We start from the raw sequence: 26,063 nt of genomic DNA, 5'->3' as shown, positions 1-26,063 counted from the left end.
AGCTCCTTGATAGTGTTCGAGTGCTAATTATTGACTGTCCCCGTCCGCTTCAATAGGTCAGGCGCGACTGGGCGCACGGGGCGCCTTCATGAGGTATGCAATGACGAGCTTGCGTGACGCTGCGATGAAATCCAAGGCCTGGCCCTTCGAGGAAGCCCGCCGGGTGCTCAAGCGTTACGAGAAACGGGACCCGGAAAAGGGTTACGTCCTGTTCGAGACGGGCTACGGTCCCTCGGGTCTGCCGCATATCGGCACGTTTGGCGAAGTTGCGCGCACGACGATGATCCGTCGCGCTTTCGAGCTGATCTCGGATATCCCGACGAAGCTTTTGTGCTTCTCGGACGATATGGACGGGATGCGGAAAGTGCCGAGCAACGTGCCCAATCAGGACATGCTGCGTCAGCATGAGCAGAAGCCGCTGACCTCGGTGCCCGATCCGTTCGGCGAGTTCGACAGCTTCGGCAACCACAACAACGCGATGCTGCGCCGTTTCCTCGATACGTTCGGGTTCGAGTATGAATTCGCGAGCGCGACCGATTACTACAAGTCGGGTCGGTTCGACGAGATGCTGATCAAATCGGCTTACGAATACGATCAGATCATGGAAATCATGCTGAAGTCGCTGCGCGAAGAGCGTCAGCAGACCTATTCGTGCTTCCTGCCGATCCATCCCGAGACGGGCCGCGTGCTCTATGTCCCGATGAAGGAGGTCAATGCGCGCGACGGCACCGTGACCTTCGACGACGAGGACGGGCGCGAATGGACGCTGCCGGTCACCGGCGGCAATGTGAAGCTGCAGTGGAAACCCGATTTCGGGATGCGTTGGGCCGCGCTCGGCGTCGATTTCGAGATGTATGGCAAGGACCACTCGACCAATACGCCGATCTATGACGGCATCTGCCGCGTGCTTGGTGGGCGTGCGCCGGAGCACTTCACCTACGAGCTGTTCCTTGATGCGAATGGCGAGAAGATCTCGAAGTCGAAGGGCAACGGGCTGTCGATCGACGAGTGGCTGACCTATGCGGCGACGGAATCCTTGAGCTACTTCATGTATCTCAAGCCGAAGACCGCGAAGCGGATGCATTTCGACGTGATCCCGAAGGCGGTGGACGAATATCACCAGCAGCTGCGCGCCTATCCCGATCAGCCGATCGAGCAGCAGGTGAACAACCCGGTCTGGCACATCCACGGCGGCAATCCTCCCGAGAGCCGGATGGTGGTGCCTTTCGCGATGCTGCTCAATCTTGCGAGCGTCGCGGGCGCGACCGAGAAGGAAGGGCTGTGGGGCTTCATCAAGCGCTACGCGCCCGAGGCGAGCCCGGAAGGCAATCCCGATCTCGATCAGGCGGCAGGCTTCGCGCTGAAGTATTTCGAGGATTTCGTGAAACCCACGCTGGTCTTCCGCGCGCCCGACGCCTCCGAACGTGCCGCGCTGGAAGATCTGGCCAAGGCGCTGAAATCGGAAGAGGCGGCGCTCGACCAGATCGCGCGCAAGAACGCGGCGGCCGGCAACGAAGAGCCGCTGCCGGAGGCCGATTTCCATAGCGACGAGTTCCTTCAGACGGTCGTTTTCGCGGTCGGCAAGAACCACGAATTCGCGAACCTGCGCGATTGGTTCAAGGCGCTCTACGAGGTGCTGCTGGGCCAGAGCCAAGGGCCGCGTTTCGGCGGGTTCATCGCGCTTTACGGTGTCGATGAGACCGTCGCGCTGATCGAGCGGGCGCTGGCGGGCGAACTGGTCGACTAAGCTTTCCAGAGATCGAACCAAGCCCCCCAGCGGTCGCAAAGCGGCTCGGGGGGCTCGGCGAATATCCTGGCGCCGAGGGTGAAGGCTTCGGCCTCCAGTCGGGCGGATTCGGTGCGGATCAGTGCAAGCAAAGCCTCGGCCCTTTCGGGGTCGAGATGCTCTGGCACTTTCATCTCGAGCACATGCAGGTCGTGATGGTCGCCGATCAACTCCCCCAAAGTGTCGAGTGCGTCTTCGCGCGGATGCAGCATTTCTGGCCAGATCGGGGCGAGCAGGCGGGTGTGATACCAGTGCTGCTTCACCCGCGTCCGCCAATGGTGCAGGTCTAAGCCAGCCCTAGATTTCTGCGCGGTTTTCAGACGCTTGCGGCAATCTTTCAGCGTCTCGTACAATCCGGCCTCATAGGCGGGCCAGCCCTTTTCGGTGACGTCCCAATCCTTCGCGCGTTTGCGGATTTCCGTGACGCGTTTCGCGAATGTCGAGATGTCGCCTTCCTTTGGGGGCGGGGTCGCGGGCAGCGCGTCGAGCATGGCGCGGGCGGCAGACGCACCGTCGAGATCAGGCCCTTCGCGCCCGAGCCGGATAAGCGAGGCGCGCATCACCTCGTCGTCGCGCAGGCTGGAAATGCCGCGGGCGGCTTCGGCCAAGGCGTCGTTCTCCTTGTGGAAATCGGAGAAATGCGGCGCGAAGAGGCGGATCAGGCCGCGGGTCTTCTTGATCGCTTTGCGAAGGGAGTGAACCGACGGGTCGGGCTTGCCGGCCAGTTTAACGGCTGTCCCAAGCTCGCTGCGCGCGATGCGGCGCAGGGCTTTCGTCGGGGTCTTGTCGTCGGGGGATATGGCGTAAACCATCTGCGGCTCCTCTTGGCTGCACACCCGATGTGGCGCGAGGATATGTCAGGCGCATGACGCTGTCACCTGCGAAGCGGGAGGCGCGCCGCGAGCGCAGGCCGTGACCGGAGGCTGCGAACGGCCCTCTCAGGTCTTCTTTAACCTTTCCTTCTAGCTCTGTTCGGGCCGAAGCGCGGGCGCTTTCGGTCGGTCCCGGCGCGCAATTGGCATGGCAAGGGGCGCGCGGGTGGGAACATGGACAAGAGGATTGCAGATGAACGTCGCGATTACCGAAGGGCTGGTGCTGACCCCGCCCGCATTCGCCGAAGGGCTGGATCAATGGTCGAGCGAGGATGGCACGCCGGGCTCCACGACCTATGAGAGCACGGGCAATGCCGTGCTGGTTCCAGCGGATGCGGATTTCGGCGGTTGTCTGGAGATGCTCAAGACCCAGACAGTGCAGAAACTGCGCTACATGGGCGACACGCCGATCCTGCCGGGCACCTATCTGCGCATCCGGGCGCGGTTGAAGGCGGTCAGCGGCAACCTGCCGGAGGTGCGCGTCGCGGGCTATGCGGCGATGGGGTCGGGTGCCCATGTGAGCGGCGTGGTCGAAGTCGGTCCGACGGTCGCGCTGCAAAGCTATGGCGCGGTGGTCGAAGTGTCGGCAATCGTCGGGACCGGCTCGCGCGACGGTGTCGATATGCCGTGGGGGCTGGATGCGGTCTACGGGCATTTCGGGCTGGACCTGACCGGCGCGAATGGCGGCGTGGTGCGCATCGACGATATCGAGATCGAAGATGTGACCGAGGCTTTCCTGCGCGACCTGATGGGCTGGGTCGATGTGCGCGACTACGGCGCGGTGGGCGACGGGACGACCGACAATGTCGCGGCGTTCAACGCGGCCGATCAGGCGGCGAACGGGCGCAAGGTTTTCGTCTCGGAGGGCGTTTATTACCTGGGCAGCACGATTTCGATCTCGTCGCCGGTCGAGTTCGTGGGCGCGCTGGTGATGCCGGTCGCAGCGAAACTGGCGCTGATGTCGTCCTTCGACTTTCCGACCTATGCGGCGGCTTTCGGCGATGAGCTGGCGGGCTTCAAGAAGGCGCTGCAGGCGCTGTTCGGCTATACCGATCACAACGTGCTCGACCTGAAAGGGCGCCGCGTCGAGGTTACCGAACCGATCCGCATCGAGGAGATTGCGCCGGACCTTACGAGCTTTTCCAACCGCCGGGTTCTGCAGAACGGGCAGATCAACGTGATCGCGGGCTCTGCCTGGGACGATGAGGTGGTGACGTCGCAGGCGACCTATTCGGTGGGCCAGTCGATGCAGCTGACCTCGGTCGCCAATATCGCCAACATCCCCGTTGGCGCGCGGATCACCGGCACCGGGGTCGGGCGCGAGGTCTATGTGAAGTCGAAGAATGTCGGGGCGCAGACGCTTTACCTGTCGCAGCCGCTTTACGGTGGATCGGGTGCGCGCACCTACACGTTCACGCGCCACCAATATGTGCTGGATTTCTCGGGGATGGAGAAGCTCGACCGGTTCAACATCGCCAATGTGGAATTCCTCTGCAACGGTGCGGCGAGCTGCGTGATGCTGGCGCCTGACGGGCAGATGTTCCAGATCCGCGACAGCTATGTGGTGCGGCCCAAGGATCGCGCGATCACTTCGATCGGGCGGGGGTGTCAGGATCTGCTGATCGATGGCTGTCAGTTCCTGTCGGACGAGATGCTGGTGCCCGCGCAGGATCGCAAGTCGATGGTGCTCAACGTCAATGCCAATGACAGCAAGATCCGCGACTCGCGCTTCGTACGCTTCGGGACGAGTTTCGTGCTGAATGGCTCCGGGCATCTGATCGTCGGCAATCACTGGTTTCAGGGCGATGAGGAAAGCAACGGCGTGCGCGTGGCGGGGCTGGTCTTTACCCAGACCAATGTGCAGTCGGCGGTGACCGGCAATTACATCGACAACTCGGTGATCGAGTGGACCAACGAGCATGACGCCGAGCCGGATTTCGCGAGCGAATATAGCTTTGGCGGGCTGACGGTGACGGGCAATACCTGCGTGTGCATCAATGTCGCGCCGTGGTTCACCTGGCTGTCGATCAAACCCTACGGGCCGGGGCATTTCATCCAGGGGCTGAGCGTGACGAACAACGTGTTCAAGTCGCTCAACGGCAGTGTCGACCGGATCGAGAAGATCGACACGAGCTTCGCGGATATCGACCGCTCGCGGGTGCGCAACGTGGTGTTCGAGGCGAATATGTTCAACGCGATCAACGACATCTCGCAGAACCCGGTGATGGTCGAGGTGAACCAGTCCACGGCGCAATCGGTCTGGACGGTGGATGCGAGCGAGTATCTGCCCTTCGGGGGCTGGGCGCGCAACGTGCAGAGCCTGATCGCCGAGGGCATGGTTCGCGACGGCTCGGGGGCGCGGATCGACGCGATGCCCTATGTCGCGGTGGAGCAGGGCGCGGCCAAGAACCAGATCACGGTGAACTGGCCGGAGGCGGCGAAGGGTCGGCTGCAGGTCACGCTGCGGATGGATAACCCGATCTGAACGATGTGAGCGGAGCCGGTCCGGGCCGGGGCGGACGGATTGGCGGGACGGCGCGTGGGGCGAAAGCCCTGCGCGCTGTTTTTATGTCAGGTCGGCAGATGTCAGGCGAAAGGCGCGACCGAAGCCGCCATTGAGAGCCGCCGAGGTCGCGCGGAGATCGAAGAAGAAGAAATCGGGCAGGTCGATATAGAGCTTCGATTTCGGATGATCCGAGAGCCAGCGGTCTCGCATCGCCGGGAAGGCGGGGTCGTCGCGGTGGAAGGCATGCGCCTCGACCTGCAACGAGAGGCGGGGATGGGTGAGCGGATCGCCTTTCGCGCCGGGCTCGCCAAGCAGCAACCCGGCCCGGCGGTCCCGGAGCAGGGCTGTCGTATGCGCCGCGAGGCTGGAAACGAAGGTTAACAGCTCTCCCTTAGGGCCGGGGCCGAGGGCGACGCGGGTTACGGCCGGCGCGCCCGTATCCGGGTCGAGCGTGCCAAGCGCGCCGAACCGGGCTTCGCGGATCAGGGTTTGCGCCAAGGCGCGGGCCTCGGCATCCGTGGGACGGATCGGGTTGGTCGGCGGGGTCGGCTGTGGCATGGGAGGCTCCTTCAAGGCGGCGCGATGGTAGGGCGCGGGCCTGCGGGCGACAATCGTCGAAGTTATCCACAGGATGCCGTAACGGAAGGTCGCGCGCCGAATCATTCTGAGCGTCCGATTCGTCTCGTCGCAGCCGCGGCATGATTTTAACCGTGCGGTCGATTTTCAAATTCAGTCGGGTCCGAGCGGAAACGCTACAGGCAAGCACTTGAATTAGCTCGCCTATTTTCTGCCTCATTTCCGTGCATTTACAGCGTTAGCGCAATCGGTGTCAAAAAATTTACAGAAATATGTAGCGTATAAAGGGGGTTACATGAATCTTAACCTTTGAGTTACAGTGGCGCGGGGTAGAGGGCCTGCACTATCACGCGGGCGACATGCGGACACGCCGTGCCGCAATGCGAAATTGCTGGGAGGAAGCTCATGACTGCGCAAGACAAGGTGACTCAGGTTCCAGAGGTCAAAGAGGTCCCGCCGGGCTTCGAGAACGCCCATGCCGACGCCGCGAAATATCGCGAGATGTATCAGGAATCGATCACCGATCCGGAGAAGTTCTGGGGCCGCGAGGGCAAGCGCCTCGACTGGATCACGCCGTATACCAAGGTGAAGAACACCGATTTCACCTTCGGCCATGTCGATATCAAATGGTTCGAGGACGGCGTGCTGAACGCCAGCGTGAACTGTATCGACCGTCACCTCGCCACGCGCGGCGACCAGACAGCGATCATCTTCGAGCCCGACGATCCGGAAACCCCGGCGCAGCACATCACCTATAAGGAGCTGTCCGAGAAGGTGAACCGCTTCGCCAACGTGCTGTCGAGCCAGGGCGTGATGCGCGGCGACCGCGTCGTGATCTATCTGCCGATGATCCCGGAAGCGGCTTACGCGATGCTCGCCTGTGCGCGTATCGGCGCGATCCACTCGATCGTCTTCGCGGGCTTCTCGCCCGACGCACTCGCCAACCGCGTCAACGACTCGGGCGCCAAGGTCGTCATCACCGCCGACACCGCTCCGCGCGGTGGCCGCCGCACGCCGCTCAAGGCCAATGCCGATGCCGCGCTGCTGCACTGCTCGGACAAGGTGCGCTGCCTCGTCGTGAAGCATACCGGCGACCAGACCTCGTGGATCGACGGTCGCGATGTCGACGTGAAGGCGATGATGGAGAACGTCTCGCCCGAATGTCCGCCGCGTCCGATGAATGCGGAAGATCCGCTGTTCATCCTTTACACCTCGGGCTCGACCGGCAAGCCGAAGGGCGTGGTGCATACCACCGGCGGCTATCTCGTCTACGCCGCGATGACGATGCAATACACGTTCGACTACCATGATGGCGACGTGTTCTGGTGCACCGCGGATGTGGGCTGGGTCACCGGCCACAGCTACATCGTCTACGGGCCGCTCGCGAATGGCGCGACCACGATCATGTTCGAAGGCGTGCCGACCTATCCGGATGCGGGCCGCTTCTGGGCCGTGTGCGAAAAGCACAAGGTCAACCAGTTCTATACCGCGCCCACCGCTATCCGCTCGCTGATGGGCCAAGGGCCGGAATGGGTCGAGAAATACGATCTGTCCGATCTCAAGGTGCTGGGTTCGGTCGGTGAGCCGATCAACCCCGAAGCCTGGGCCTGGTACGACAAGTACGTCGGAAAGGGCAAATGCCCGATCGTCGACACGTTCTGGCAGACCGAGACCGGCGGCCACATGCTGACCCCGCTTCCGGGGGCGACGCCCACCAAGCCCGGCTCGGCGACTCGTCCGTTCTTCGGCGTGAAACCGGTCGTGCTCGATCCGCAGACCGCGGTGAAGCAGGACGAGACCGAGACCGAAGGCGTGCTGTGCATCTCGGACAGCTGGCCGGGCCAGATGCGCACCATCTGGGGCGACCACGAGCGTTTCCAGGAGACCTATTTCAGCCAGTACAAGGGCTATTACTTCACCGGTGACGGCTGCCGCCGCGACAGCGACGGGTACTACTGGATTACCGGCCGGGTCGATGACGTGATCAACGTCTCGGGTCACCGCATGGGCACGGCGGAAGTCGAATCCGCGCTGGTCGCGCATCAGGCCGTGGCCGAGGCTGCCGTGGTCGGCTACCCGCACGAGCTGAAGGGTCAGGGCATCTATGCCTATGTCACGCTGATGAACGATGTCGAACCGTCCGACGAGCTGCGCAAGGAGCTCGAGAAGTGGGTCCGCACCGAGATCGGTCCGATCGCCAAGCCCGATATCATCCAATGGGCGCCGGGCCTGCCGAAGACCCGTTCGGGCAAGATCATGCGCCGCATCCTGCGCAAGATCGCCGAGAACGATTTCGGGTCGCTCGGAGACACCTCGACGCTGGCCGATCCGTCGGTCGTCGATGATCTGATCGAAAATCGCGGGAACAAATGATGTCGGACAGCACGACCATGACGCAGACCAAGCCTGCCGTTCTGATCCTTCTCGGCCCTCCGGGCGCGGGCAAGGGCACGCAGGCGCGGATGCTCGAAGAGACCTTCGGCCTCGTGCAGCTCTCGACGGGCGATCTTCTGCGGGCCGCGGTGTCTCAGGGCACCGAGGCCGGTCTCGCCGCGAAAGCGGTGATGGAGGAGGGCGGTCTCGTCTCGGACGAGATCGTTCTGGCGATCCTGCAAGATCGCATGGCTGAACCGGATGTTGCGAAAGGGGTGATCCTCGACGGGTTCCCGCGCACCGCCGGTCAGGCTGCGGCGCTCGACGGTCTTCTGGAGGAGAATGGCCAGTCGGTGACCGCAGCGATCAGCCTGGAGGTCGACGACGAGGCGATGATCGCCCGCGTCGCCGGCCGATACACCTGCGCCAAATGCGGCGAAGGCTATCACGACGAGTTCAAGCAGCCCGAAGTTGCGGGTGTTTGCGACAAATGCGGCGGCACGGAATTCAAACGCCGGGCCGACGACAATGCCGAGACGGCGCGCGCGAGGCTGGAGGCCTACCACGCGCAAACGGCACCGCTGATCGCCCATTACAAGGCGCTCGGTGTTCTCGAGGAGATCAACGCGATGGGCTCCATCGACGAGATCGCCTCGGGCCTTGGGTCGATCGTAAAGCGCGTCTCGGCCTGATTTTTGGGGAGGGGCGGGCCCATGAGGGGCCCGTCTGGAGAGAAACTAAAAGGGAGTTAGTCTCATGGCGGACAAATCCTCGTCCAACGCCTATTGGAAGGCGAATATCCGGACCATCCAGATCTCTCTGGTGATCTGGTTCATCGTGTCCTTCGGCTTCGGTATCGTGCTGCGCCCGATGCTGGCAGGCATCAAAATTGGTGGCACTGATCTCGGCTTCTGGTTCGCCCAGCAAGGCTCGATCCTCGTGTTCCTGGTGCTCATCTTCACCTATGCGTGGCGGATGAACAAACTGGACCGCGAGCACGGCGTCGAAGAATAATCTCAGGGAGGAGAGAGGGACATGGATCAGTTTACCCTCAACCTGCTGGTGGTCGGCGCGACTTTCGTGCTCTACATCGGCATCGCGATCTGGGCCCGTGCGGGTTCCACGTCGGAATTCTACGCCGCCGGTCGCGGCGTTCACCCGGTCGTCAACGGTATGGCTACGGGCGCTGACTGGATGTCGGCCGCGTCGTTCATCTCGATGGCGGGCATCATCGCCTTCGGCGGTTACGACACTTCGGCCTACCTCATGGGCTGGACCGGTGGCTACGTGCTGCTGGCCATGCTGCTTGCGCCCTATCTGCGCAAGTTCGGCAAGTTCACCGTGCCGGAATTCATCGGCGACCGTTTCTACTCGCAAACCGCGCGCACCGTGGCCGTGGTCTGCCTCATCGTTGCGTCGATCACCTACGTTATCGGTCAGATGACCGGCGTGGGCGTTGCGTTCTCGCGCTTCCTCGAAGTGGACAACACCACCGGCCTCTTCATCGGCGCGGCAATCGTGTTCCTCTACGCGGTTCTGGGCGGCATGAAGGGCATCACCTACACGCAGGTTGCGCAATACGTCGTGCTGATCATCGCCTACACCATCCCGGCGATCTTCATCTCGCTGCAGCTGACCGGCAACCCGATCCCGGGTCTGGGTCTGTTCTCGAACGACGTCAACACCGGTGCGCCGATCCTGACCACGCTGAACGGTCTGGTCTCCGATCTGGGCTTCGCGTCCTACACCGGCCAGCATGACACCACGCTGAACATGTTCCTGTTCACCATGACGCTGATGGTCGGCACCGCCGGTCTGCCCCACGTCATCGTGCGCTTCTTCACCGTTCCGAAGGTCGCCGATGCGCGCTCCTCGGCGGGTTGGGCGCTGGTGTTCATCGCGCTCCTCTACCTCACCGCTCCGGCTGTGGGTGCGATGGCGCGTCTGAACCTGATCTCGACCTTCTACCCGAACGGCGTCGGTCAGCCGGCCGTGGAGATGACCGCGATCGAGAACGATCAGAACCTCTCCTGGGTGCGCAACTGGGCCCAGACCGGTCTTCTGACCTTCGACGACAAGAACGGCGACGGCCGCATCGAGTACAATGCGGGCGACACAAACGAACTGAGCGTGAACCGCGACATCATCACGCTTGCCAACCCCGAGATCGCCAACCTGCCGGGTTGGGTGATCGCGCTGGTGGCAGCTGGTGGTCTGGCTGCGGCTCTGTCGACGGCTGCCGGTCTTCTGATGGCAATCTCGTCGGCGGTCTCGCATGACCTGATCAAGTCGCAGATCAACCCGGGCATCTCGGAAAAAGGCGAGCTTCTGGCTGCCCGTATCTCGATGGCCGTGGCGATCGTCATCGCGACCTATCTGGGTCTGAACCCGCCCGGCTTCGCGGCACAGACGGTGGCTCTGGCCTTCGGTCTGGCAGCGTCGTCGATCTTCCCGGCACTGATGATGGGCATCTTCACGAAGCGCATCAACAACACCGGCGCTGTTGCAGGTATGCTCACGGGTCTCGCGACCACGCTGATCTACATCTTCCTGCACAAGGGCTGGTTCTTCATCCCGGACACCAACACGTTCACGGATGCGAACCCGATGATCCTCTCGATCAAGTCGACCTCCTTCGGGGTGATCGGCGCGGTCCTGAACTTCATCGTGGCCTATGTCGTGTCGAACGCGACCAAGGAGACCCCGGAAGATATCCAGGAGCTCGTCGAGTCGATCCGCGTGCCGAAAGGCGCCGGTGCGGCAGTCGACCACTAAGACAGCGGCGCGGGACGGGGTTCGCCTCGTCCCGACCTCTGAAGCTTCGGCAGGCGCCCCTCGGGGCGCCGCCACCACCCAAAGGAAAAGATCATGGCCGCCGATCTGACCCCGATCCTCGCATTTCTCGAAGGCGTCCACCCTTACGACAATCTGTCGCGCAACGAGCTGGAGCACGTCGCCAGTTCCTTCCGCCGCAGAGAATTGCCCGCGGGCGAGACCGTCTATTCCTACCGCGAGCCGCTCAAGGGCATCTACCTGATCAAGCGCGGAGCGGTCGAAGTGACCGATCAGAACGGGGCGCTGGTCTCGATCCTCGGTGCACGCAACACCTTTGGCGAGCGCGGGCTGATGCGCGACGGGCTGGCCGCGACCACCGCGCGCACGACCGCCGAGACCGTTTTGCTGGAGCTGCCGGTCGAAGAGTTCCGCGAGCTGTCGCAAAACGCCCCCGCCTTCGCGCGCTTCTTCAACCGCGTGCGCGGTGGCGAGACCCGCACCAATTCCATCGCGACGATGAAGATCGCCGATCTTCTGGCGCAGGAACCGATGGGCTGCGCGCCCGAGACCACCGTCACCGAAGCCGCGCGGCAGATGCGCGATGCGCATATTTCCTCGCTCGGCGTGACCGATCCCGAGGGCGGGCTGGTGGGCATCGTCACGGTGCGCGACCTGTCGAACAAGGTTCTGGCCGAAGGCCGCGCGCCCGATACGCCCGTGGGCGAGGTGATGACCCCCGATCCGGTGACGCTGACCCCCGAGGGGCTGGGCACCGACCTTCTGCATGTCATGCTGGAAAAGCGCGTCGGCCACCTGCCGATCACCGATCGCGGGCGCTTCGTGGGCATGATCACCCAGACCGATCTGACCCGCTTTCAGGCGGTCAGCTCGGCCGTGCTGATCCGCGATGTGGCAGGCGCCGAGACCGTGCCGGAGATGGCCGCCGTCACCGCGCGCATTCCGCAGCTTCTGGTGCAGCTCGTGGGCGGGCATCACGCGCATGAGGTCATTACCCGGCTGATCACCGATATCGCCGATGCGGTCACGCGCCGCCTGCTGAAGATGGCCGAGGAGGCGCTGGGGCCGCCGCCCGTGCCCTATCTGTGGCTGGCCTGCGGCTCGCAGGGGCGCCAGGAGCAGACCGGGGTCTCCGATCAGGACAATTGCCTGATCCTCGACGACGCCGTGACCGAGGCGGATATGGAGTATTTCCGCCAGCTCGCGAAGATCGTCTCGGACGGGCTGGATGCTTGCGGTTACGTCTATTGCCCCGGCGACATGATGGCGACGAACCCGCGTTGGTGTCAGCCGGTCCGCGTCTGGCGCGACTATTTCCGCGGCTGGATCGCCAAGCCCAACCCCGAGGCGCAGATGCTCGCCTCGGTGATGTTCGATCTGCGCGCGATCGGCGGCAACGGGGCGGGGCTGTTCCAGCAGTTGCAGGAAGAGACCCTGGCGAAGGCGTCGAAGAACTCGATCTTCGTGGCCCATATGATCGCCAACAGCCTCAAGCATCATCCGCCGCTGGGCCTGATCCGGGGCTTCGCCACGATCCGCTCGGGCGAGCATCGCAACCATATCGACATGAAGCATAACGGCGTGGTCCCGGTGACCGATCTGGCCCGCGTCTACGCGCTGCAAGGGCGCCTGCCCGAAGTGAACACCCGCGCCCGTCTGATCGAGGCCGAACATGCCGGCGTGCTGAGCCATTCCGGCGCGCGCGATCTGGTCGAGGCCTATGACCTGATCGCGTCGATGCGGCTGGAGAACCAGGCGCATCTCGCGCGCTCGGGGCGCAAGCCCGACAATTATCTTGCACCCTCGGACCTGTCCGATTTCGAACGCTCGCATCTGCGCGACGCCTTCGTGGTGGTGCGCACCATGCAATCGGCCGCCGGTCACGGCAAAGGCGCGATGAGCTGAGGAGAGCTTATGACGAACGACTTCATCTCGACCCTTGCTGCGGGCCTGCTGGCCGCCCTCGTGGTCTTCCTGCTCTCGCATCTGAGCAAGAGGTTCCGCGGCGAGAAGCTGCCGAAATGGGCGATGCCCGCAGCCATCGGGGCCGCGCTCATCGGCTATACGGTCTGGAGCGAGTATTCGTGGTTTCCCAATATGCGCTCCGAGATGCCCGATACGGTCGTCGTGCTGCAGCCGATCGACGAAAGCGTGCCGTGGCGGCCTTGGACCTATCTGGTGCCGATGGTCACGCGTTTCATGGCGGTCGATGCGGGCAAGGTGGAGCATCCGGTGGCGGGCAAGCCGGAGCTGGCCGAGACGGATCTGCTGCTGATCGGGCGCTGGCAGAATTTGCAGACGGTGCCGACGGTCTATGACTGCAAGACCGACAGCCGCGCCGATCTGGTGAACGGGGCCACGCTGACGAAAGACGGAGAGCTGTCGGGCGGCGGCTGGCTGAAACTCACGCCCGACGACCCGGGGCTGAAAGCGGTATGCGCAGGAGGATGAGACCATGCCGGGGGGGAGGAAACATCGCGTCCTGATCGTGGAGGATGAGGACAATATCGCCATCGCGCTCGACTATCTGATGAGCCGCGAGGGGTTCGACCATGACCGGATCGATACCGGGCGCGGCGCGCTGGAGAAAATCCGCGAGACCCGCCCCGATCTGGTGCTCCTCGACGTGATGCTGCCCGAGGTCTCGGGCTACGAGATCTGCGAAGGCGTGCGCGCCGACAAGGGCCTCGGCGATGTGAAGATCCTGATGATGACTGCGCGCGGCTCCGCGATGGAGCGCCGCAAGGGCCTCGCGCTCGGCGCTGACGGGTTCATCGCCAAACCCTTCGAGCTGCGCGAGTTGCGCGAGGAGGTCCACCGCATCCTCGACGGGGAGACGGCCTGATGGACCTCACCCGGCTTTCCCTGCGCACCCGGGTGTTTCTGTTCTTCGCCGCCTTGGCGCTCGGCAATCTGGTGGCGCTGGTGGCGGGATTGTGGTTCGGCTTCACCCGGCTTGGCGATCCTGAGCTTCTGAATGCGATGGTGATCGGCGGCGCGGTTGCGGGCTTCGTGATCCTCGGGCTGATCGCCTGGATCTGGTTTCTGTTCGACGAGAACGTGGCCAAGCCGATCGAGCGGCTCTCGGGGATGCTGCGCGCCCGCACCACGGCCGAGATCGAGGGCGATATGGACGCCGATATCGCGCGTTATCTGGGCGATCTGGCCCCCGCCGCGGCCTCCGTCACACGCCACCTGTCGGAGACCCGCAACGCCCTGACCGAAGCCGTGCAGCGCGAGACGACGCGGCTGGCGCAGGAAAAGGAACGGCTCGAGGCGCTCTTGTCGGATGTGCCGGTGGGCGTGCTGCTCTGCACCGCCGATCATCAGCTGGCCTTCTATAATGGGCAGGCGGTGGAGCTCTTGGGTTCGGCCCATGCGCCGGGGCTGGATCGGCGCGTCTTCGACTATCTCAACCAGCCACCCATCGCCCATGCCTATGACCGGCTTCTGGCGACGGAAGATCCCGACGCCGCCTCCGACCTGCTCTGTTCGACGAAGGCGGAGGGCCGGGTGCTCGCCGCCCGGATGCGGCTCCTGTCAGAGGGCGAGGATCACCATCTGAGCGCGCGCCCGGGCTATGTGCTGACGCTGCGCGATGTCTCGGGCGACATGGCCTCCCATGCGCAGCGCGAGCAGTTGATGGACGAGCTGTTCGACCGCATCCGCCGCCCTGCCGCCGCCCTGCAATCGCTGATTGGGGTGCTGACCGCCGATGACGGCCCCGCGCCGGGCCCCGAGCGCGACCGCGTCCGTGAGGCCGCCAATTCCGAGGCCCATCACCTCTCCGCCGCGATCCACGAATTCTTCGAGCGCCACGAGGCGAACCGCGCCGACTGGTGGCCGCTCGCGATGATCCGCGCCTCCGATCTGGGGCAGGCGGTGGCCGCGCGGGTGACCGCCGAGGGCGGGGCGATCCTGCCGGTCACGGCGGGGCTGATGCTACGCTGCGAGGGCTTCGAGATGGTGGCCCTGCTGGCGGGGCTGGTGCGCCGCCTGACCGACCGGCGCGACTTCCGGCTGGAGATCACCGAGGACGGCCCCGGCGCGCTGATCGCGCTGGAATGGGAGGGCGCGCCGGTCCCGATCTCCGAGCTGGAGCGCTGGCTCGATCAGCCGCTCGATGTCGGGCTGGAGGATGTCACCGGGCATCGCGTGCTGACCACCCATGCCGCCGAAATCTGGCCCGAGAAGCTGGGCGACACGCGTGCGCGGCTCTGCATCCCGCTGCGTGAGGCGCGCCATGTCACCAAGCGCCCCAAGCCGGTGCCGCGCGCGGTGGTCTATGATTTCGACCTGCTCTCGCGCGAGCGCGTGGCCGAAATCGCCGACACGCCGCTGACCGATCTGACCTATGTCGTCTTCGACACCGAGACCACGGGCCTACTGCCCACCGAGGGCGACGAGATCGTGCAGATCGCCGCCGTGCGCATCGTCAACGGCCGGCGGGTCGATACCGAGGTCTTCGACACGCTCGTCGATCCCAAACGCCCGATCCCGCCCGGCTCGACCGAGGTGCATGGCATCTCGAACGCGATGGTCGAAGGCGCGCCCGACATTGCCAAGGTGGGTCGCGATTTCCACCGCTTCGCCGAGGGCGCGGTGCTGATCGCGCATAACGCGCCCTTCGACATGGAATTCCTGCATCGCAAGGAGGTGGCGATCGGCGAACGGTTCGACCATCCGATCCTCGACACGGTGCTGCTGTCGGCGGTGGTGTTCGGGCAATCCGAGAGCCACACGCTCGACGCGCTGACCCATCGCCTCGGCATCACCATCCCCGAGGAGGCGCGTCACACCGCGATCGGCGACACGGTCGCGACGGCGGATGCCTTCCTGAAGATGCTTCCGGCGCTGCAGGCGCGGGGCTTGCGGACCTTCGGCGAATTGGTGGCCGAGCTACGCAAGCACGGGCGACTGATCAAGGATCTGAACGGGTAGGGGGCGCTGCCCCCCCCGTCGCCGTAGGGCGACAAGACTTAAGGAAGAGGGGGCTCTGCCCCCATCTCCTCCGGAGATTCCCCCGGGATATTTTGGCCAAGGCGAAGAAGCTGTTTTGCTTCTCCTTGATTGAAATATCCCGGGGTGAATTCGGCGGAGCCGCAGAGGGGCAGCGCCCCTCAATCTTAAAGGATTTCGAGAACCGTCTCGGGTGGGCGCCCGATGCGGGCGGCAGTGTCCGTCAGCACGAGCGGGCGTTCGATCAGCTTCGGATTGGCTGTAAGGGCCGAGAGGATCTCATTCTCATCGGCGTCTTTGGGCAGATCCGTGTCCTTCCAGCGGATCATCGCGGCGGCGGGCTGGCCGAGTTTCATCAGCGCGTCCTGCAGCTCGGCCATGGTCGGCGGCTCTTTCTGGTAGTCGCGCACCTCAGGGGCGATCCCGCGGGTTTCGAGCAGCCTCAAGGTCTCGCGCGATTTCGAGCAGCGCGGATTGTGCCAGATCGTTACAGCCATTTGTCCCTCCCGGTGCCGGTTGCCTCGGAAACGCTGGCGAAGCCGTCGCGTTCCAGAAGCCGATCGAGGCCGCGCGCGATATCTGCCGCGAGCGAGAGGCCCGCGAAGACCATCGCGGTATAGAGCTGCACCGCCGAGGCGCCTGCGCGGATTTTCTCGTAGGCCTGCTCGGCAGAACCCACGCCGCCCACGCCGATCAGCGGCAGCGCGCCCGCGGTATGCTGCGAGAGCTGCGCCAGAACGCGGGTCGATTTCTCGAACAAAGGCGCGCCGGAGAGGCCGCCCTGATCGGAGGGGTTGGGCGAGGTCAGACCTTCGCGCGAAAGCGTCGTATTGGTGGCGATGATCCCGTCGATGCCGCTTTCCAGCGCGACCTCGGCGATCTCGGCCAGTTCCTCGGCGCTCAGATCGGGGGCGATTTTCAGGAAGACCGGGATGCGCCGTGCGAGAGTGTCGCGGGTCTCGATCACGCCCGCCAGCAGCGCCGAGAGCGCGGCTTTGCCCTGCAGGTCGCGCAGCTTCTCGGTGTTGGGCGAGGAGACGTTGACCGTCGCGAAATCGAGATGCGGCCCGGCATGGGCCAGCACGGTCGCGAAATCTTTCGCGCGGTCGGCGGCATCCTTGTTGGCGCCCAGATTGAGCCCCACCGGAATGCCTTGCGGACGCTTTGCCAGCCGCTCGGTGATCGGTCCCATGCCCTGATTGTTGAAGCCGAAACGGTTGATCGCGGCGCGGTCGGCGGGCAGGCGCCAGAGGCGGGGCGGCAGGTTGCCTTCCTGTGCGCGGGGCGTCGCGGCACCGACTTCGATGAAGCCGAAGCCCGCGCGCATCAGCTGCGGCACGGCTTCGGCATTCTTGTCGAAGCCCGCCGCAAGGCCAACTGGGTTCAGAAGCGACATCCCCGCCAGATCGGTCTTCAGCCGCGGCGAGCTGATCGGGCCGGGCAGGGGCGCGAGCCCCATCCGCAATGCGCGCAGCGACAGGCCATGCGCCTTTTCCGGGTCGATCTTCTGGAAGGCCGCAAGGCCCACGCGCTCGATCAGGGTGGTCACGACATTTCCTTCGGGAAGATATGGCCCGCAGCGCCCAGGGGCAGGGCGTGGTCCCAGACGACTTCGCTGAGATGGAGCGGGCGGTAGAGATGCGGGAAGAGCTGATCGCGGCGCGAGGGCTCCCATTTCAGATCTGCGCCCATCGCGGTGGAATCGAAGGCGACCAGCACCAGATCGGATTCGCCCGCGAAATGTTTCGCAGCCGTTTCGACGACCTGATCGGCGGTGGAGAAATGGATGTAGCCGTCCGCGAGGTCGACCGGCGCGCCGAGCGTGTGCCCGGCTTCGCGAAATGCATCCCATTCAGGGCGGCGGAGGATTTTGTAAATCAACATGGCTTTCCCTTGCCCGAAAACGCGCCGTCCGGTCAAGCGTGGGGCTTGTGCTGCGCGCGTAGGGGCATAGCTTTGTGCCATGTGCGGACGTATGGCCAACACTCTTCCCGTCGATGCGATGGCGCGTCTGTTCAAGGCGGTGCCGGGCAATGACGTGCCGGGTGGCGAGCGGTTCAACATCTGCCCGACCGAAAGCCTGCCGGTCTGCATCTCCGGCGAGGGTCAGCGGCAGTTGCGGGCGATGCGCTGGGGTTTCATCCCGCATTGGTACAAGACGCCGACGGACGGGCCTTTGCTGATCAATGCGCGGTCCGAGACCGTGGCGGAGAAACCTGCCTTCCGAGAAGCGATCCGGTCGCGGCGCTGCCTGATCCCGGCGGACGGGTTTTACGAATGGCATCGCGAGGGGGAGGCGAAGCTGCCTTTCTATGTCTCGCGCAAGGACGGCGCGCCGATGGTGTTCGGCGGGCTCTGGCAGGACTGGGAGAAGGGGGGCGAGTTGCTGGCCACCTGCGCCATCGTGACCTTGCCGGCGGGGCCGACGCTCGCCCCGATCCATCACCGCGAGCCGCTGGTTCTCGAGCAAGCCGATTGGGCGAAATGGCTGGGCGAGGAAGGCCATGGCGCGGCGACCCTGATGCAGCCGAGGCCCGAGGGCATCCTGCAGGCGTGGCGCGTGGGGCAAGAGGTCAATTCGAACCGCGCCTCGGGGCCGGGTTTGCGCGAACCGCTTGCCGATCCCGCTTGAATGGTGCGGCGTGGGCCGCTAAGGAGGGGCCAGAGCGCGGGTGTAGCTCAATGGTAGAGCCGCAGCCTTCCAAGCTGAAGACGTGGGTTCGATTCCCATCACCCGCTCCATCTCCCCCGGATCACTGTGATACGCGTCTTTGAGACAGAAAAAACCGCCCGAGGGACGATCGGGCGGCTTAAGACGTTCGGAATCTGTGGGTGGCGCAGGACTGCGCTCATTTGGTCAGGATCAGCTTGCCCGCCTTCGTGATGCGCAGCGTATAGACCTGACCGTCCAGCACGATATGGGCGAGGTTGCCCTTGCCGGTCAGCACCTCTGCGTCATGGACGGGCAGGGCGTTGGCAAAGCTCTCATTGATGCTCATCTGCGGCCTCCCTCGATCCGGTCGAGCGTCGCTTCGAGCGCGCTCTGGCCCGGGGGGAAGCCACTGCACAGCGCCTCGACGATGTCGCGCAGGCTCAGCGGCGGATCGATATCAACATGCGTGTCGGCCCGGTATCGGGGGCCGGGGGAAGAGGGGCGTTTCATCTCCGGTCTCCATCTCGCGAAAGCGGCTCGTCGGGGATCGACTGGCTGATGGAAATAACCTGAGTGAAATGATCGGAATTGTAAAGGCGATTCTTTTACTAAGGAATTGCACAGATCACTCTGCGCCCGCGCAGACATAATTCGGGAACCATCCGGGATCAGTTGGAAGGGCGGATCAGAACCACTGGCCGGGTTCGATCAGACCCAGATCCATGAGCTGCTGGCTCGACCAGTTGAAGCGTTCGGAATTGACCCAGGTGAAGCTGTGCACATCGTAGGTCGACCCGGGATTGAACTTCAGCGCTTTCGCGACCCGGAACGAGGCGGTGGCACAGGTCAGGTTATGGTGCCACGGGCAGGAATAGGTGTTGTATTCCTCGTCGTTGAACGTGTGATCGGGGCGCAGTTTCAGGCCGGATTTGGCGCGAAACAGGGCGATCCGGTCGATCTTGCGGCGCTGGGCGGGGACATGCTCCTCGAAGCGCCAGCGCAGCCCGCCGAAGAAATCCAGCTGCCGCTCTTTCGGGTGGTCGTGGTTCTCGGGATCGAGCCGGGCGAGCGCGTAATAGCCCGCCTTGTCGAACATCGCGTTCTCGGTATCGACGCCGTTCGGATGCGCCTCCAGATCGCCGGTATAGAGGTCGATCACATAGCTCAGCATCGAGGCGCGGCGTTCTTCGGTGTGAAAGCTCAGAACCTCGCCGATCGAGCGGCTCTCGCAGAAGGGAAAGAACAGGTATTCCGCGTTGAAGCAGTAATAGAGCCAGGTGCCCGGGGGGACTGCGGCGATGATCGGGTTGATTGCGAGGGGCGCTGCGTCGCGGCGGTTCAGCTCGAAATCGATGCGGTAGATTTTCGTTGGGCTGTCGGCGGCCAGGTCGTCCGGCAGGTCCATCGCGGCATGCCCCAGAACCAGCAGCACCGGAAACCCGAGGTCGATATGGTGGCGGATCGTGCTCTCCAGCTCGACCCCGTCCTCGGCTAGGATCACGCCGACCGGGCCTTTGGACAGAGCCGCGCTCTGGCGGGTGAGAAAATCGATCAGCGAGGAATATTTCATGCCCGATGCAGCCCTTTCGCGGGGTCTTCGGGCGCAGGATCGGGGAAGGCCCGCATGAAATCAAGCCTTTATGGCCCGCCCCAAGCGCGACCTTGCGGGAAAGGGTGATTTGGCTGTATCAGGCCCGCTGGAAAGACGCGCGAGGATTGGCATGAGCGACGCTCCGAAAAAGCTGCATATCAAAACCTATGGCTGTCAGATGAATGTCTATGACAGTGAGCGAATGGCCGAGGCCATGGGCGCCAAGGGCTATGAGCTGACCGACGATGTGGGCGCAGCGGATATGGTGCTGCTCAACACCTGCCATATCCGCGAGAAGGCGGCCGAGAAGGTCTATTCCGATCTGGGGCGCCTGCGTCCGTTCAAGGAGGCCAAGCCCGACCTGAAGATCGGCGTCGCGGGCTGTGTCGCGCAGGCCGAGGGCGACGAGATCCTGCGGCGCTCGGATCTGGTGGATCTGGTCGTGGGCTCGCAAAGCTATCACAAGCTGCCCGAACTGGTCGCGCGGACCGATAATGGCGCGCGCCCTGTCGAGACCGAGTTCCCGCTGGAAGACAAGTTCGACCATCTGCCCGCGCGGCCCGTGCAGACGCGCCCGACGGCGTTCCTGACGGTGCAGGAGGGCTGCGACAAGTTCTGCGCCTTCTGCGTGGTGCCTTACACGCGCGGGGCCGAGGTTTCGCGCCCGGCGGACAAGATCCTGCGTGAGGCGCAGGCGCTGGTGGAGAAAGGCGTGCGCGAGATCACGCTGCTGGGCCAGAACGTCAACGCCTATCACGGAGAGGGTGAGGGCGGTGACTGGTCGCTCGCGCGGCTGGCCCGGTCGCTCGCCAAGATCGATGGGCTGGAGCGTATCCGCTACACCACCTCGCACCCGAACGACATGGAAGACGATCTGATCGCGGCCCATGGCGACGAGCCGAAGCTGATGCCCTATCTGCATCTGCCGGTGCAATCGGGCTCGGACAAGATCCTCAAGGCGATGAACCGCAAGCATACCGCGGAGAGCTATATCCGCCTGATCGAGCGTATCCGCGCCGCGCGCCCCGACATCGTGATCTCGGGCGATTTCATCGTGGGCTTCCCCGGCGAGACCGATCAGGACTTCGAGGACACGATGGCGCTGATCCGCGAGGTCAATTACGGCATGGCCTATTCGTTCAAATACTCGCCGCGCCCGGGCACGCCCGCGGCTGGCGCGAAGGGCGCGGTGCCGGCCGAGGTCGCCGATGCGCGGCTGCAAGAGCTTCAGGCGCTTCTAACCTCGCAGCAGCGGGCCTGTCAGGAGAGCATGATCGGGCGCGAAGTGAACGTGCTTTTTGAGAAGCCCGGGCGGCTGGACGGCCAGTGGGTCGGCAAATCCGATTACCTGCAGGCGGTCCATGTTTCGGGCGAGGGGCTTGGCCCCGGCGTTCTGGCGAAGGTGCGGATCACCGGCACGGCGCCGAATTCGCTGGCGGGCGAGTTGATCTGAGTTCTCATCGCATTGACGTCATAAATGAAAAGGGCCGCGTGATCCGCGGCCCTTTTTTGATTAGATACCCTGAACGATCAGTTCGGGCCAGGCGGGTCGTTTGCGATCGCTTTCAGAAGCTCTCTACGCAGACCTTCCGGGTTGCCCACGAGGCTCTCGTTCTTGCAGATCTGGGTCGCGAGGCCGTTCGCATCGCCGTAATCGTAGCCGAAAGCCACCAGATCATCGACGAAGCTGCCCTGCGGGTGATCCCAGATCGTCTCGCGCCACGGGCCGCGGAAGCAGTCGATATGAATCTGTTGCTTGCGGGTCGGTCCGCAGACGGTCTGGTTGTTAACGTGATCGCGCCCGACCGGGCCGGTGTAGCAGCTCGTACCGGCCTGTGCGGCGCCAGCGAACGCCATTCCGGTGAGCAACGCGGCGGCGGTGATTGCAATGGTCTTCATCTCTCGAGACTCTCCTGATCGGGCAGCGGAATAACATGCGGCGCTCAAGATCCCTCCGACCCGAGCGCCGTCAGGGTGCAGTTTGCCCTGAATAAACCTAAATTGGCGAGAGATTGTCGATATTTGCCGGGTTTGTGAGAACAATAGCCGAAAAAGACAGCGGGTGTTCCGATTGTTGCGACAGTGTTCGCGCTAAGGTTGTGGGTCCTTTGGCTTTTGCAGCCTGTTTCTGAGCCCCGGAGGCCCTTTTTCACAGCCAGCGATTCGGGGGCCATGATGCGGTGCGGCGAAGAGGTGGCATCCTCGGTCAGCGTATCGCCGCGCATCCCCTTGCGAAACCGGATTCGCCTAATAAATAGGCAATGCCGCCAAGCGGAACCGCGCCTGCGTTTTTTAGTTTCAGTTTGATGAAATTCGCTGCCGCGCCTAGGAGGGCGGGAAACCAGTGCTTGCGTGAATCCCCCGAGGCAGGCACCATATCTTTACCAAACCAGCTAAGGAGACTCTGTATTTGGGCTTCAGCGCGATCACACCCCCGCCTCGCTCTCAGGATGCTCACGAGACGCTTCTTGAGTTCCCCAACAACCGGCTGCTGATCGATCTTTGCGGTGAATTCGACCGCAATCTGGCCCAGATAGAGCACAAGCTGCAGGTTCACATCCTTCGGCGTGGCAACCAACTGGCCGTAGTGGGCGAGCCCGAAGCGCAATCGCAAGCCGCTGCCGTGCTGCATCAACTGTATCAACGCCTTGAGCAGAACAAACCGATCGACGCCGAAGAGGTCGATGCGGCGCTGCGCATGGCCGATCTGGGCGGAACCGGCACCACGGTCGACGAGCAGCTCGAGATGTTCGAGGCGGGCAAGTTCGAGATCCGCACCCGCAAGAAGCAGGTCGAGCCGCGCACCGAGGCGCAGAAGGCCTATGTGAAGCATCTCTTCGAGAACGAGCTGGCCTTCGGGATCGGGCCTGCGGGCACCGGCAAGACCTATCTCGCCGTGGCCGTGGGTGTGACCATGCTGATCGGTGGACATGTCGACAAGATCATCCTGTCGCGTCCGGCGGTCGAAGCGGGCGAACGTCTGGGCTTCCTGCCCGGCGACATGAAGGACAAGGTCGATCCCTATATGCAGCCGCTCTATGACGCGCTGAACGACTTCCTGCCGGCCAAGCAGCTTGCGAAGCTGCTGGAGGAGAAGCGGATCGAGATCGCACCGCTCGCCTTCATGCGCGGCCGAACGCTGTCGAACGCCTTCGTGGTGCTGGACGAGGCGCAAAACGCCTCGACCATGCAGATGAAGATGTTCCTGACCCGTCTGGGCCAAGGCTCGCGGATGGTGATCACCGGCGACCGGTCTCAGGTGGACCTGCCGCGCGGGATGCCCTCGGGCCTTCAGGATGCAGAGCGTATCCTCGGCCATGTAGAGGGGATCAGCTTCAACTACTTCACCGCGAAAGACGTGGTGCGTCACCCGATGGTCGCGAAGATCATCGACGCCTATGACAAGGCGGAAGGCGAGTAAGGCCGCGAGGCTTTCGACGGAGTTTCAATCTGCCCGCGCTTCGGCGCGGGCATTTTAGTTTGTGGGGAAGGGTACGAAAGGTTCGGGGGCTGGTCGCCCCCGAACGGGTCCCCCAACGAAAAAAACGCCCGGCTATGACGACCGGGCGCTCTCAAATTCCATCGCGAAGAATTCAGCTCTCGGACTTGCCTTCGAGCGCCTCGATGCGCGCTTTCAGAGCCTCGTTCTCCTCGCGCGCTTTCTGTGCCATCGCACGGACCGCATCGAACTCCTCGCGGGTCACGAGGTCCCGGTCGGCCAGCCAGCGGTCCATCCAGCTTTTCATCGCCGTCTCGGCCTCGTCCTTCGCGCCTTGGGCCACACCCATCGCGTTGGTCATCAGCTTGGACATTTCGTCGAACATCTTGTTGGGCGGCTGCATCGGCATCCCCTTGCGGTCAATTTTTGCTTCCCTGTCTATATGGGCCCCGGCGGTCCCGCTGGCAAGGTTGACTTCCCGGCCTGCGCAGGGCTTTCTCGCGGCGATTTCTGACAGGAGACCGCCTTGCTGCCTCTCGCCATACCCTTCCCCGATTTCGATCCGGTCGCCATCACGATTCCCGGTCTCGGCCTGCCGATCCGCTGGTATGCGCTGGCCTATATCGCGGGGCTGATCGCGGGCTGGCAGATCATTGTGGCGCTGATGAAGCGCGATACGCTCTGGCCTCAGAACCGCGCGCCGATGAAGCCGGGCAAGGTCGAGGACCTGCTGACGGCGGTGATCATCGGCGTGGTGCTGGGCGGGCGGCTTGGCTTCATCCTGTTCTATGAACCCGCGTGGTATCTGGCGCATCCGCTCGATATCGTGAAGGTCTGGCAGGGCGGCATGTCCTTCCACGGGGGCTTTCTGGGCACGCTGCTCGCGGGGTGGTGGTTCGCGCGACGGCATGACGTGCCGAAGCTGCAACTGGCCGATGCGATGGCGCTGGTCGCGCCGATCGGGCTGTTCCTCGGGCGGATCGCGAATTTCATCAAGCCGGAGCTTTGGGGGCGGCCCACGGATGTGCCGTGGGGCGTGATCTTCCCCGGTGAGCTGGCGCAGACCTGCCTCGGGATCGCGGGGCAGGTGGATGGCACCTGCGCGCGCCATCCCTCGCAGCTCTATGAGGCGGGGCTGGAAGGGCTGCTGCTGGGCCTGATCCTCTGGAGCATGGTGTGGTTCGGTCGCTCGCTGAAACGCCCGGGGCTGAGCCTCGGCGTGTTCCTGATGGGCTACGGCGCCGCGCGCGCCTTTGTCGAGCTGTTCCGGCAGGGTGATCCGCAATTCGTGACCCTCGGCAATCCCTACGGCCACGTGATCCGCTTCACCGATGGCTGGGGTCTGACGATGGGGCAGGTGCTGTCGCTGCCGATGATCGCGGTGGGGCTGTATTTCGTGATCCGCGCGTTGCGCGCGCCGAAAGCCTCGTGACCGCGCTGGGTGACATCCTTGCCGCGCAGATTGCGGCAGAAGGGCCGATGCGGCTCGACCGCTATATGAGCGCCTGCCTGCTGCATCCCGAGCATGGCTATTACGCGACCCGCGATCCGTTCGGGCGGGCTGGCGATTTCATCACCGCGCCGGAGATTTCCCAGATGTTCGGCGAGATGCTGGGGCTGTGTCTGGCGCAGGCGTGGCTCGATCAGGGTCGGCCCGCGCCCTTCGTGCTGGCCGAGGCCGGGCCGGGGCGTGGCACGCTGATGGCCGATATGCTGCGCGCGATGAGGGCGGTTCCGGGGATGGTGGAGGCCGCACAGGTCCATCTGATCGAGGCCTCACCCACCTTGCGCGAAATCCAGCGCGAGACGCTCGCGCCACATCAGGTTACTTGGCACGAGACGATCGACGGCTTGCCAGAGAGGCCGGTTTTCCTCGTCGCGAACGAGTTTCTCGACGCGTTGCCGATCCGGCAGTTCCAGCGGGACGGCGACGGCTGGGCCGAGCGGCAGGTGGGGTTGTCCGACGACGGCAATCTGACGCCCGGCCTCGCGCCGCCGTCGCGTCTCGAGGCGCTGGAGGCGCGCATGGCCGACACCGTGCCGGGCGACGTGGTCGAGATCTGTGCGGCTGCGGTGAACTTCACCGAGACGCTGGCGGCGCGGATTGCAAACCAAGGCGGGGCGGCGCTGCTGATCGACTATGGAAACTGGCATTCGAAGGGCGACACGTTTCAGGCGCTCAAGGGCCATGAACCCGTCGATCCTTTCGCGGAGCCCGGCGAGGCGGACCTGACCGCCCATGTCGATTTCGAGCCTCTCGCGCAGGCCGCGCAAGACGCGGGGGCCGCCGTCTCGGGCATGACCGCGCAGGGCGTTCTGCTGGAGCGGCTCGGCATCACGGCACGGGCGCAGCGCCTCGCGGAAGCGTTATCGGGGGCCGCGCGCGAGACCCATATCGCCGCGCATCGCCGCTTGACCCATCCCGAGGAAATGGGTCACCTGTTCCAAGCTCTGGCGATTGTCGCACCCGCTGCGCCGCTGCCGCCGGGGTTCGATCCGAAGACCGTCTGAGCTA

General features: G+C 64.1%; 25 protein-coding genes and 1 tRNA gene. 16 read left to right on the top strand and 10 right to left on the bottom strand.

The window, feature by feature from the left end:
• Positions 1 to 100: 100 nt before the first annotated feature.
• Positions 101 to 1,747, top strand: coding sequence for a lysine--tRNA ligase (locus BMI85_RS06920; RefSeq protein ID WP_078600417.1), 1,647 nt, complete (start codon positions 101 to 103; stop codon positions 1,745 to 1,747).
• On the opposite strand, the gene BMI85_RS06915 is transcribed toward BMI85_RS06920, so the two are convergent.
• Entirely contained in the window at positions 1,744 to 2,598 is an 855-nt protein-coding gene (locus BMI85_RS06915) for a CHAD domain-containing protein (RefSeq protein ID WP_078600415.1), read from the bottom strand. The genes BMI85_RS06920 and BMI85_RS06915 overlap by 4 nt on opposite strands.
• A gap of 253 nt (positions 2,599 to 2,851) precedes the next feature.
• Here BMI85_RS06915 and BMI85_RS06910 point away from each other — a divergent pair, with 253 nt between their 5' ends.
• A complete protein-coding gene (locus BMI85_RS06910) occupies positions 2,852 to 5,143 on the top strand; it encodes a glycosyl hydrolase family 28-related protein (protein ID WP_078600413.1) in 2,292 nt (763 codons plus the stop codon).
• An 81-nt stretch (positions 5,144 to 5,224) separates the two neighbouring features.
• Here BMI85_RS06910 and BMI85_RS06905 read toward each other — a convergent pair whose 3' ends face one another.
• Positions 5,225 to 5,722, bottom strand: coding sequence for a pyridoxamine 5'-phosphate oxidase family protein (locus BMI85_RS06905; RefSeq protein WP_078600411.1), 498 nt, complete (start codon positions 5,720 to 5,722; stop codon positions 5,225 to 5,227).
• A gap of 423 nt (positions 5,723 to 6,145) precedes the next feature.
• Between BMI85_RS06905 and acs the strand changes: the two genes are divergently transcribed.
• The 8 genes from acs (at position 6,146) to BMI85_RS06865 (ending at position 15,847) form a co-directional block, all read left to right on the top strand.
• The gene (gene acs / locus BMI85_RS06900; protein WP_078569896.1) at positions 6,146 to 8,113 is read left to right on the top strand and encodes an acetate--CoA ligase; all 1,968 of its coding nucleotides are present in this window, start codon (positions 6,146 to 6,148) and stop codon (positions 8,111 to 8,113) included.
• Positions 8,110 to 8,805: an adenylate kinase gene (locus BMI85_RS06895; RefSeq protein WP_078548729.1), complete on the top strand. Its 696-nt coding sequence runs from the start codon at positions 8,110 to 8,112 to the stop codon at positions 8,803 to 8,805. The genes acs and BMI85_RS06895 overlap by 4 nt, the downstream gene beginning before the upstream one ends.
• A 64-nt stretch (positions 8,806 to 8,869) precedes the next feature.
• On the top strand, positions 8,870 to 9,127 hold the full coding sequence (locus tag BMI85_RS06890) for a DUF4212 domain-containing protein (protein WP_078548726.1): 258 nt from the start codon (positions 8,870 to 8,872) through the stop codon (positions 9,125 to 9,127).
• A 21-nt stretch (positions 9,128 to 9,148) separates the two neighbouring features.
• Positions 9,149 to 10,888, top strand: coding sequence for a sodium:solute symporter family protein (locus tag BMI85_RS06885; protein ID WP_078548724.1), 1,740 nt, complete (start codon positions 9,149 to 9,151; stop codon positions 10,886 to 10,888).
• A 93-nt stretch (positions 10,889 to 10,981) separates the two neighbouring features.
• The gene (locus BMI85_RS06880; protein WP_078600409.1) at positions 10,982 to 12,811 is read left to right on the top strand and encodes a DUF294 nucleotidyltransferase-like domain-containing protein; all 1,830 of its coding nucleotides are present in this window, start codon (positions 10,982 to 10,984) and stop codon (positions 12,809 to 12,811) included.
• A gap of 9 nt (positions 12,812 to 12,820) precedes the next feature.
• The gene (locus BMI85_RS06875) at positions 12,821 to 13,357 is read left to right on the top strand and encodes a hypothetical protein (protein ID WP_078522623.1); all 537 of its coding nucleotides are present in this window, start codon (positions 12,821 to 12,823) and stop codon (positions 13,355 to 13,357) included.
• Positions 13,358 to 13,361: 4 nt separating this feature from the next.
• The gene (locus BMI85_RS06870; protein WP_078548717.1) at positions 13,362 to 13,751 is read left to right on the top strand and encodes a response regulator; all 390 of its coding nucleotides are present in this window, start codon (positions 13,362 to 13,364) and stop codon (positions 13,749 to 13,751) included.
• Positions 13,751 to 15,847, top strand: a complete 2,097-nt coding sequence (locus BMI85_RS06865; protein ID WP_078600407.1) for an exonuclease domain-containing protein — start codon at positions 13,751 to 13,753, stop codon at positions 15,845 to 15,847. Before BMI85_RS06870 ends, BMI85_RS06865 begins: the two co-directional genes overlap by 1 nt.
• Positions 15,848 to 16,032: 185 nt before the next feature.
• Here BMI85_RS06865 and arsC read toward each other — a convergent pair whose 3' ends face one another.
• The 3 genes from arsC to BMI85_RS06850 are packed head-to-tail and all read right to left on the bottom strand — an operon-like array spanning position 16,033 to position 17,749.
• A complete protein-coding gene (gene arsC / locus BMI85_RS06860; protein WP_078548712.1) occupies positions 16,033 to 16,362 on the bottom strand; it encodes an arsenate reductase (glutaredoxin) in 330 nt (109 codons plus the stop codon).
• Positions 16,353 to 17,405: a quinone-dependent dihydroorotate dehydrogenase gene (locus BMI85_RS06855; RefSeq protein WP_078601095.1), complete on the bottom strand. Its 1,053-nt coding sequence runs from the start codon at positions 17,403 to 17,405 to the stop codon at positions 16,353 to 16,355. The genes arsC and BMI85_RS06855 overlap by 10 nt, the downstream gene beginning before the upstream one ends.
• Positions 17,406 to 17,410: 5 nt before the next feature.
• A complete protein-coding gene (locus BMI85_RS06850) occupies positions 17,411 to 17,749 on the bottom strand; it encodes a DUF952 domain-containing protein (protein WP_078600405.1) in 339 nt (112 codons plus the stop codon).
• Positions 17,750 to 17,828: 79 nt separating this feature from the next.
• On the opposite strand from BMI85_RS06850, the gene BMI85_RS06845 reads away from it, so the two are divergent.
• Both BMI85_RS06845 and BMI85_RS06840 read left to right on the top strand, forming a co-directional pair.
• A complete protein-coding gene (locus tag BMI85_RS06845; RefSeq protein ID WP_078600403.1) occupies positions 17,829 to 18,497 on the top strand; it encodes an SOS response-associated peptidase in 669 nt (222 codons plus the stop codon).
• Between the two features lie 36 nt (positions 18,498 to 18,533).
• Positions 18,534 to 18,607, top strand: a tRNA-Gly gene (locus BMI85_RS06840).
• 107 nt (positions 18,608 to 18,714) lie between these two features.
• Here the strand turns inward: BMI85_RS06840 and BMI85_RS06835 are convergent.
• From BMI85_RS06835 to BMI85_RS06830, 3 genes are all read right to left on the bottom strand, one after another.
• Positions 18,715 to 18,864, bottom strand: a complete 150-nt coding sequence (locus BMI85_RS06835) for a hemin uptake protein HemP (protein WP_075774069.1) — start codon at positions 18,862 to 18,864, stop codon at positions 18,715 to 18,717.
• The gene (locus BMI85_RS21380; RefSeq protein WP_158522126.1) at positions 18,861 to 19,028 is read right to left on the bottom strand and encodes a hypothetical protein; all 168 of its coding nucleotides are present in this window, start codon (positions 19,026 to 19,028) and stop codon (positions 18,861 to 18,863) included. The genes BMI85_RS06835 and BMI85_RS21380 overlap by 4 nt, the downstream gene beginning before the upstream one ends.
• A gap of 175 nt (positions 19,029 to 19,203) precedes the next feature.
• Positions 19,204 to 20,088, bottom strand: a complete 885-nt coding sequence (locus BMI85_RS06830; protein ID WP_078600401.1) for a glycosyltransferase family 2 protein — start codon at positions 20,086 to 20,088, stop codon at positions 19,204 to 19,206.
• 151 nt (positions 20,089 to 20,239) lie between these two features.
• On the opposite strand from BMI85_RS06830, the gene miaB reads away from it, so the two are divergent.
• On the top strand, positions 20,240 to 21,562 hold the full coding sequence (gene miaB / locus BMI85_RS06825; RefSeq protein ID WP_078600399.1) for a tRNA (N6-isopentenyl adenosine(37)-C2)-methylthiotransferase MiaB: 1,323 nt from the start codon (positions 20,240 to 20,242) through the stop codon (positions 21,560 to 21,562).
• A 77-nt stretch (positions 21,563 to 21,639) separates the two neighbouring features.
• Here the strand turns inward: miaB and BMI85_RS06820 are convergent, their stop codons facing one another.
• Positions 21,640 to 22,008, bottom strand: coding sequence for a hypothetical protein (locus BMI85_RS06820; RefSeq protein WP_078542121.1), 369 nt, complete (start codon positions 22,006 to 22,008; stop codon positions 21,640 to 21,642).
• 511 nt (positions 22,009 to 22,519) lie between these two features.
• Between BMI85_RS06820 and BMI85_RS06815 the strand changes: the two genes are divergently transcribed.
• Positions 22,520 to 23,530, top strand: coding sequence for a PhoH family protein (locus BMI85_RS06815; RefSeq protein ID WP_078600397.1), 1,011 nt, complete (start codon positions 22,520 to 22,522; stop codon positions 23,528 to 23,530).
• 172 nt (positions 23,531 to 23,702) lie between these two features.
• Here the strand turns inward: BMI85_RS06815 and BMI85_RS06810 are convergent, their stop codons facing one another.
• Positions 23,703 to 23,951: an accessory factor UbiK family protein gene (locus BMI85_RS06810; protein ID WP_078520603.1), complete on the bottom strand. Its 249-nt coding sequence runs from the start codon at positions 23,949 to 23,951 to the stop codon at positions 23,703 to 23,705.
• Between the two features lie 123 nt (positions 23,952 to 24,074).
• Between BMI85_RS06810 and lgt the strand changes: the two genes are divergently transcribed.
• Positions 24,075 to 24,980, top strand: coding sequence for a prolipoprotein diacylglyceryl transferase (lgt, locus tag BMI85_RS06805; protein WP_078600395.1), 906 nt, complete (start codon positions 24,075 to 24,077; stop codon positions 24,978 to 24,980).
• Positions 24,977 to 26,059: an SAM-dependent methyltransferase gene (locus tag BMI85_RS06800; RefSeq protein ID WP_078600393.1), complete on the top strand. Its 1,083-nt coding sequence runs from the start codon at positions 24,977 to 24,979 to the stop codon at positions 26,057 to 26,059. The genes lgt and BMI85_RS06800 overlap by 4 nt, the downstream gene beginning before the upstream one ends.
• Positions 26,060 to 26,063: the final 4 nt, after the last annotated feature.

It is taken from the genome of Thioclava sp. DLFJ4-1 (assembly GCF_002020145.1).
Classification (GTDB): domain Bacteria; phylum Pseudomonadota; class Alphaproteobacteria; order Rhodobacterales; family Rhodobacteraceae; genus Thioclava; species Thioclava sediminum.
The sequence above is the reverse complement of the archived record's forward strand: the minus strand, read 5'-3'. Positions and strand labels throughout refer to the sequence as shown.

Excerpts from the sequence above, each read along its gene's own strand:
- BMI85_RS06920 (WP_078600417.1), top strand. The coding sequence starts at position 101 with ATGACGAGCTTGCGTGACGCTGCGATGAAATCCAAGGCCTGGCCCTTC.
- BMI85_RS06915 (WP_078600415.1), bottom strand. The coding sequence starts at position 2,598 with ATGGTTTACGCCATATCCCCCGACGACAAGACCCCGACGAAAGCCCTG.
- BMI85_RS06910 (WP_078600413.1), top strand. The coding sequence starts at position 2,852 with ATGAACGTCGCGATTACCGAAGGGCTGGTGCTGACCCCGCCCGCATTC.
- BMI85_RS06905 (WP_078600411.1), bottom strand. The coding sequence starts at position 5,722 with ATGCCACAGCCGACCCCGCCGACCAACCCGATCCGTCCCACGGATGCC.
- acs (WP_078569896.1), top strand. The coding sequence starts at position 6,146 with ATGACTGCGCAAGACAAGGTGACTCAGGTTCCAGAGGTCAAAGAGGTC.
- BMI85_RS06895 (WP_078548729.1), top strand. The coding sequence starts at position 8,110 with ATGATGTCGGACAGCACGACCATGACGCAGACCAAGCCTGCCGTTCTG.
- BMI85_RS06890 (WP_078548726.1), top strand. The coding sequence starts at position 8,870 with ATGGCGGACAAATCCTCGTCCAACGCCTATTGGAAGGCGAATATCCGG.
- BMI85_RS06885 (WP_078548724.1), top strand. The coding sequence starts at position 9,149 with ATGGATCAGTTTACCCTCAACCTGCTGGTGGTCGGCGCGACTTTCGTG.
- BMI85_RS06880 (WP_078600409.1), top strand. The coding sequence starts at position 10,982 with ATGGCCGCCGATCTGACCCCGATCCTCGCATTTCTCGAAGGCGTCCAC.
- BMI85_RS06875 (WP_078522623.1), top strand. The coding sequence starts at position 12,821 with ATGACGAACGACTTCATCTCGACCCTTGCTGCGGGCCTGCTGGCCGCC.
- BMI85_RS06870 (WP_078548717.1), top strand. The coding sequence starts at position 13,362 with ATGCCGGGGGGGAGGAAACATCGCGTCCTGATCGTGGAGGATGAGGAC.
- BMI85_RS06865 (WP_078600407.1), top strand. The coding sequence starts at position 13,751 with ATGGACCTCACCCGGCTTTCCCTGCGCACCCGGGTGTTTCTGTTCTTC.
- arsC (WP_078548712.1), bottom strand. The coding sequence starts at position 16,362 with ATGGCTGTAACGATCTGGCACAATCCGCGCTGCTCGAAATCGCGCGAG.
- BMI85_RS06850 (WP_078600405.1), bottom strand. The coding sequence starts at position 17,749 with ATGTTGATTTACAAAATCCTCCGCCGCCCTGAATGGGATGCATTTCGC.
- BMI85_RS06845 (WP_078600403.1), top strand. The coding sequence starts at position 17,829 with ATGTGCGGACGTATGGCCAACACTCTTCCCGTCGATGCGATGGCGCGT.
- BMI85_RS06835 (WP_075774069.1), bottom strand. The coding sequence starts at position 18,864 with ATGAGCATCAATGAGAGCTTTGCCAACGCCCTGCCCGTCCATGACGCA.
- BMI85_RS21380 (WP_158522126.1), bottom strand. The coding sequence starts at position 19,028 with ATGAAACGCCCCTCTTCCCCCGGCCCCCGATACCGGGCCGACACGCAT.
- BMI85_RS06830 (WP_078600401.1), bottom strand. The coding sequence starts at position 20,088 with ATGAAATATTCCTCGCTGATCGATTTTCTCACCCGCCAGAGCGCGGCT.
- miaB (WP_078600399.1), top strand. The coding sequence starts at position 20,240 with ATGAGCGACGCTCCGAAAAAGCTGCATATCAAAACCTATGGCTGTCAG.
- BMI85_RS06820 (WP_078542121.1), bottom strand. The coding sequence starts at position 22,008 with ATGAAGACCATTGCAATCACCGCCGCCGCGTTGCTCACCGGAATGGCG.
- BMI85_RS06810 (WP_078520603.1), bottom strand. The coding sequence starts at position 23,951 with ATGCAGCCGCCCAACAAGATGTTCGACGAAATGTCCAAGCTGATGACC.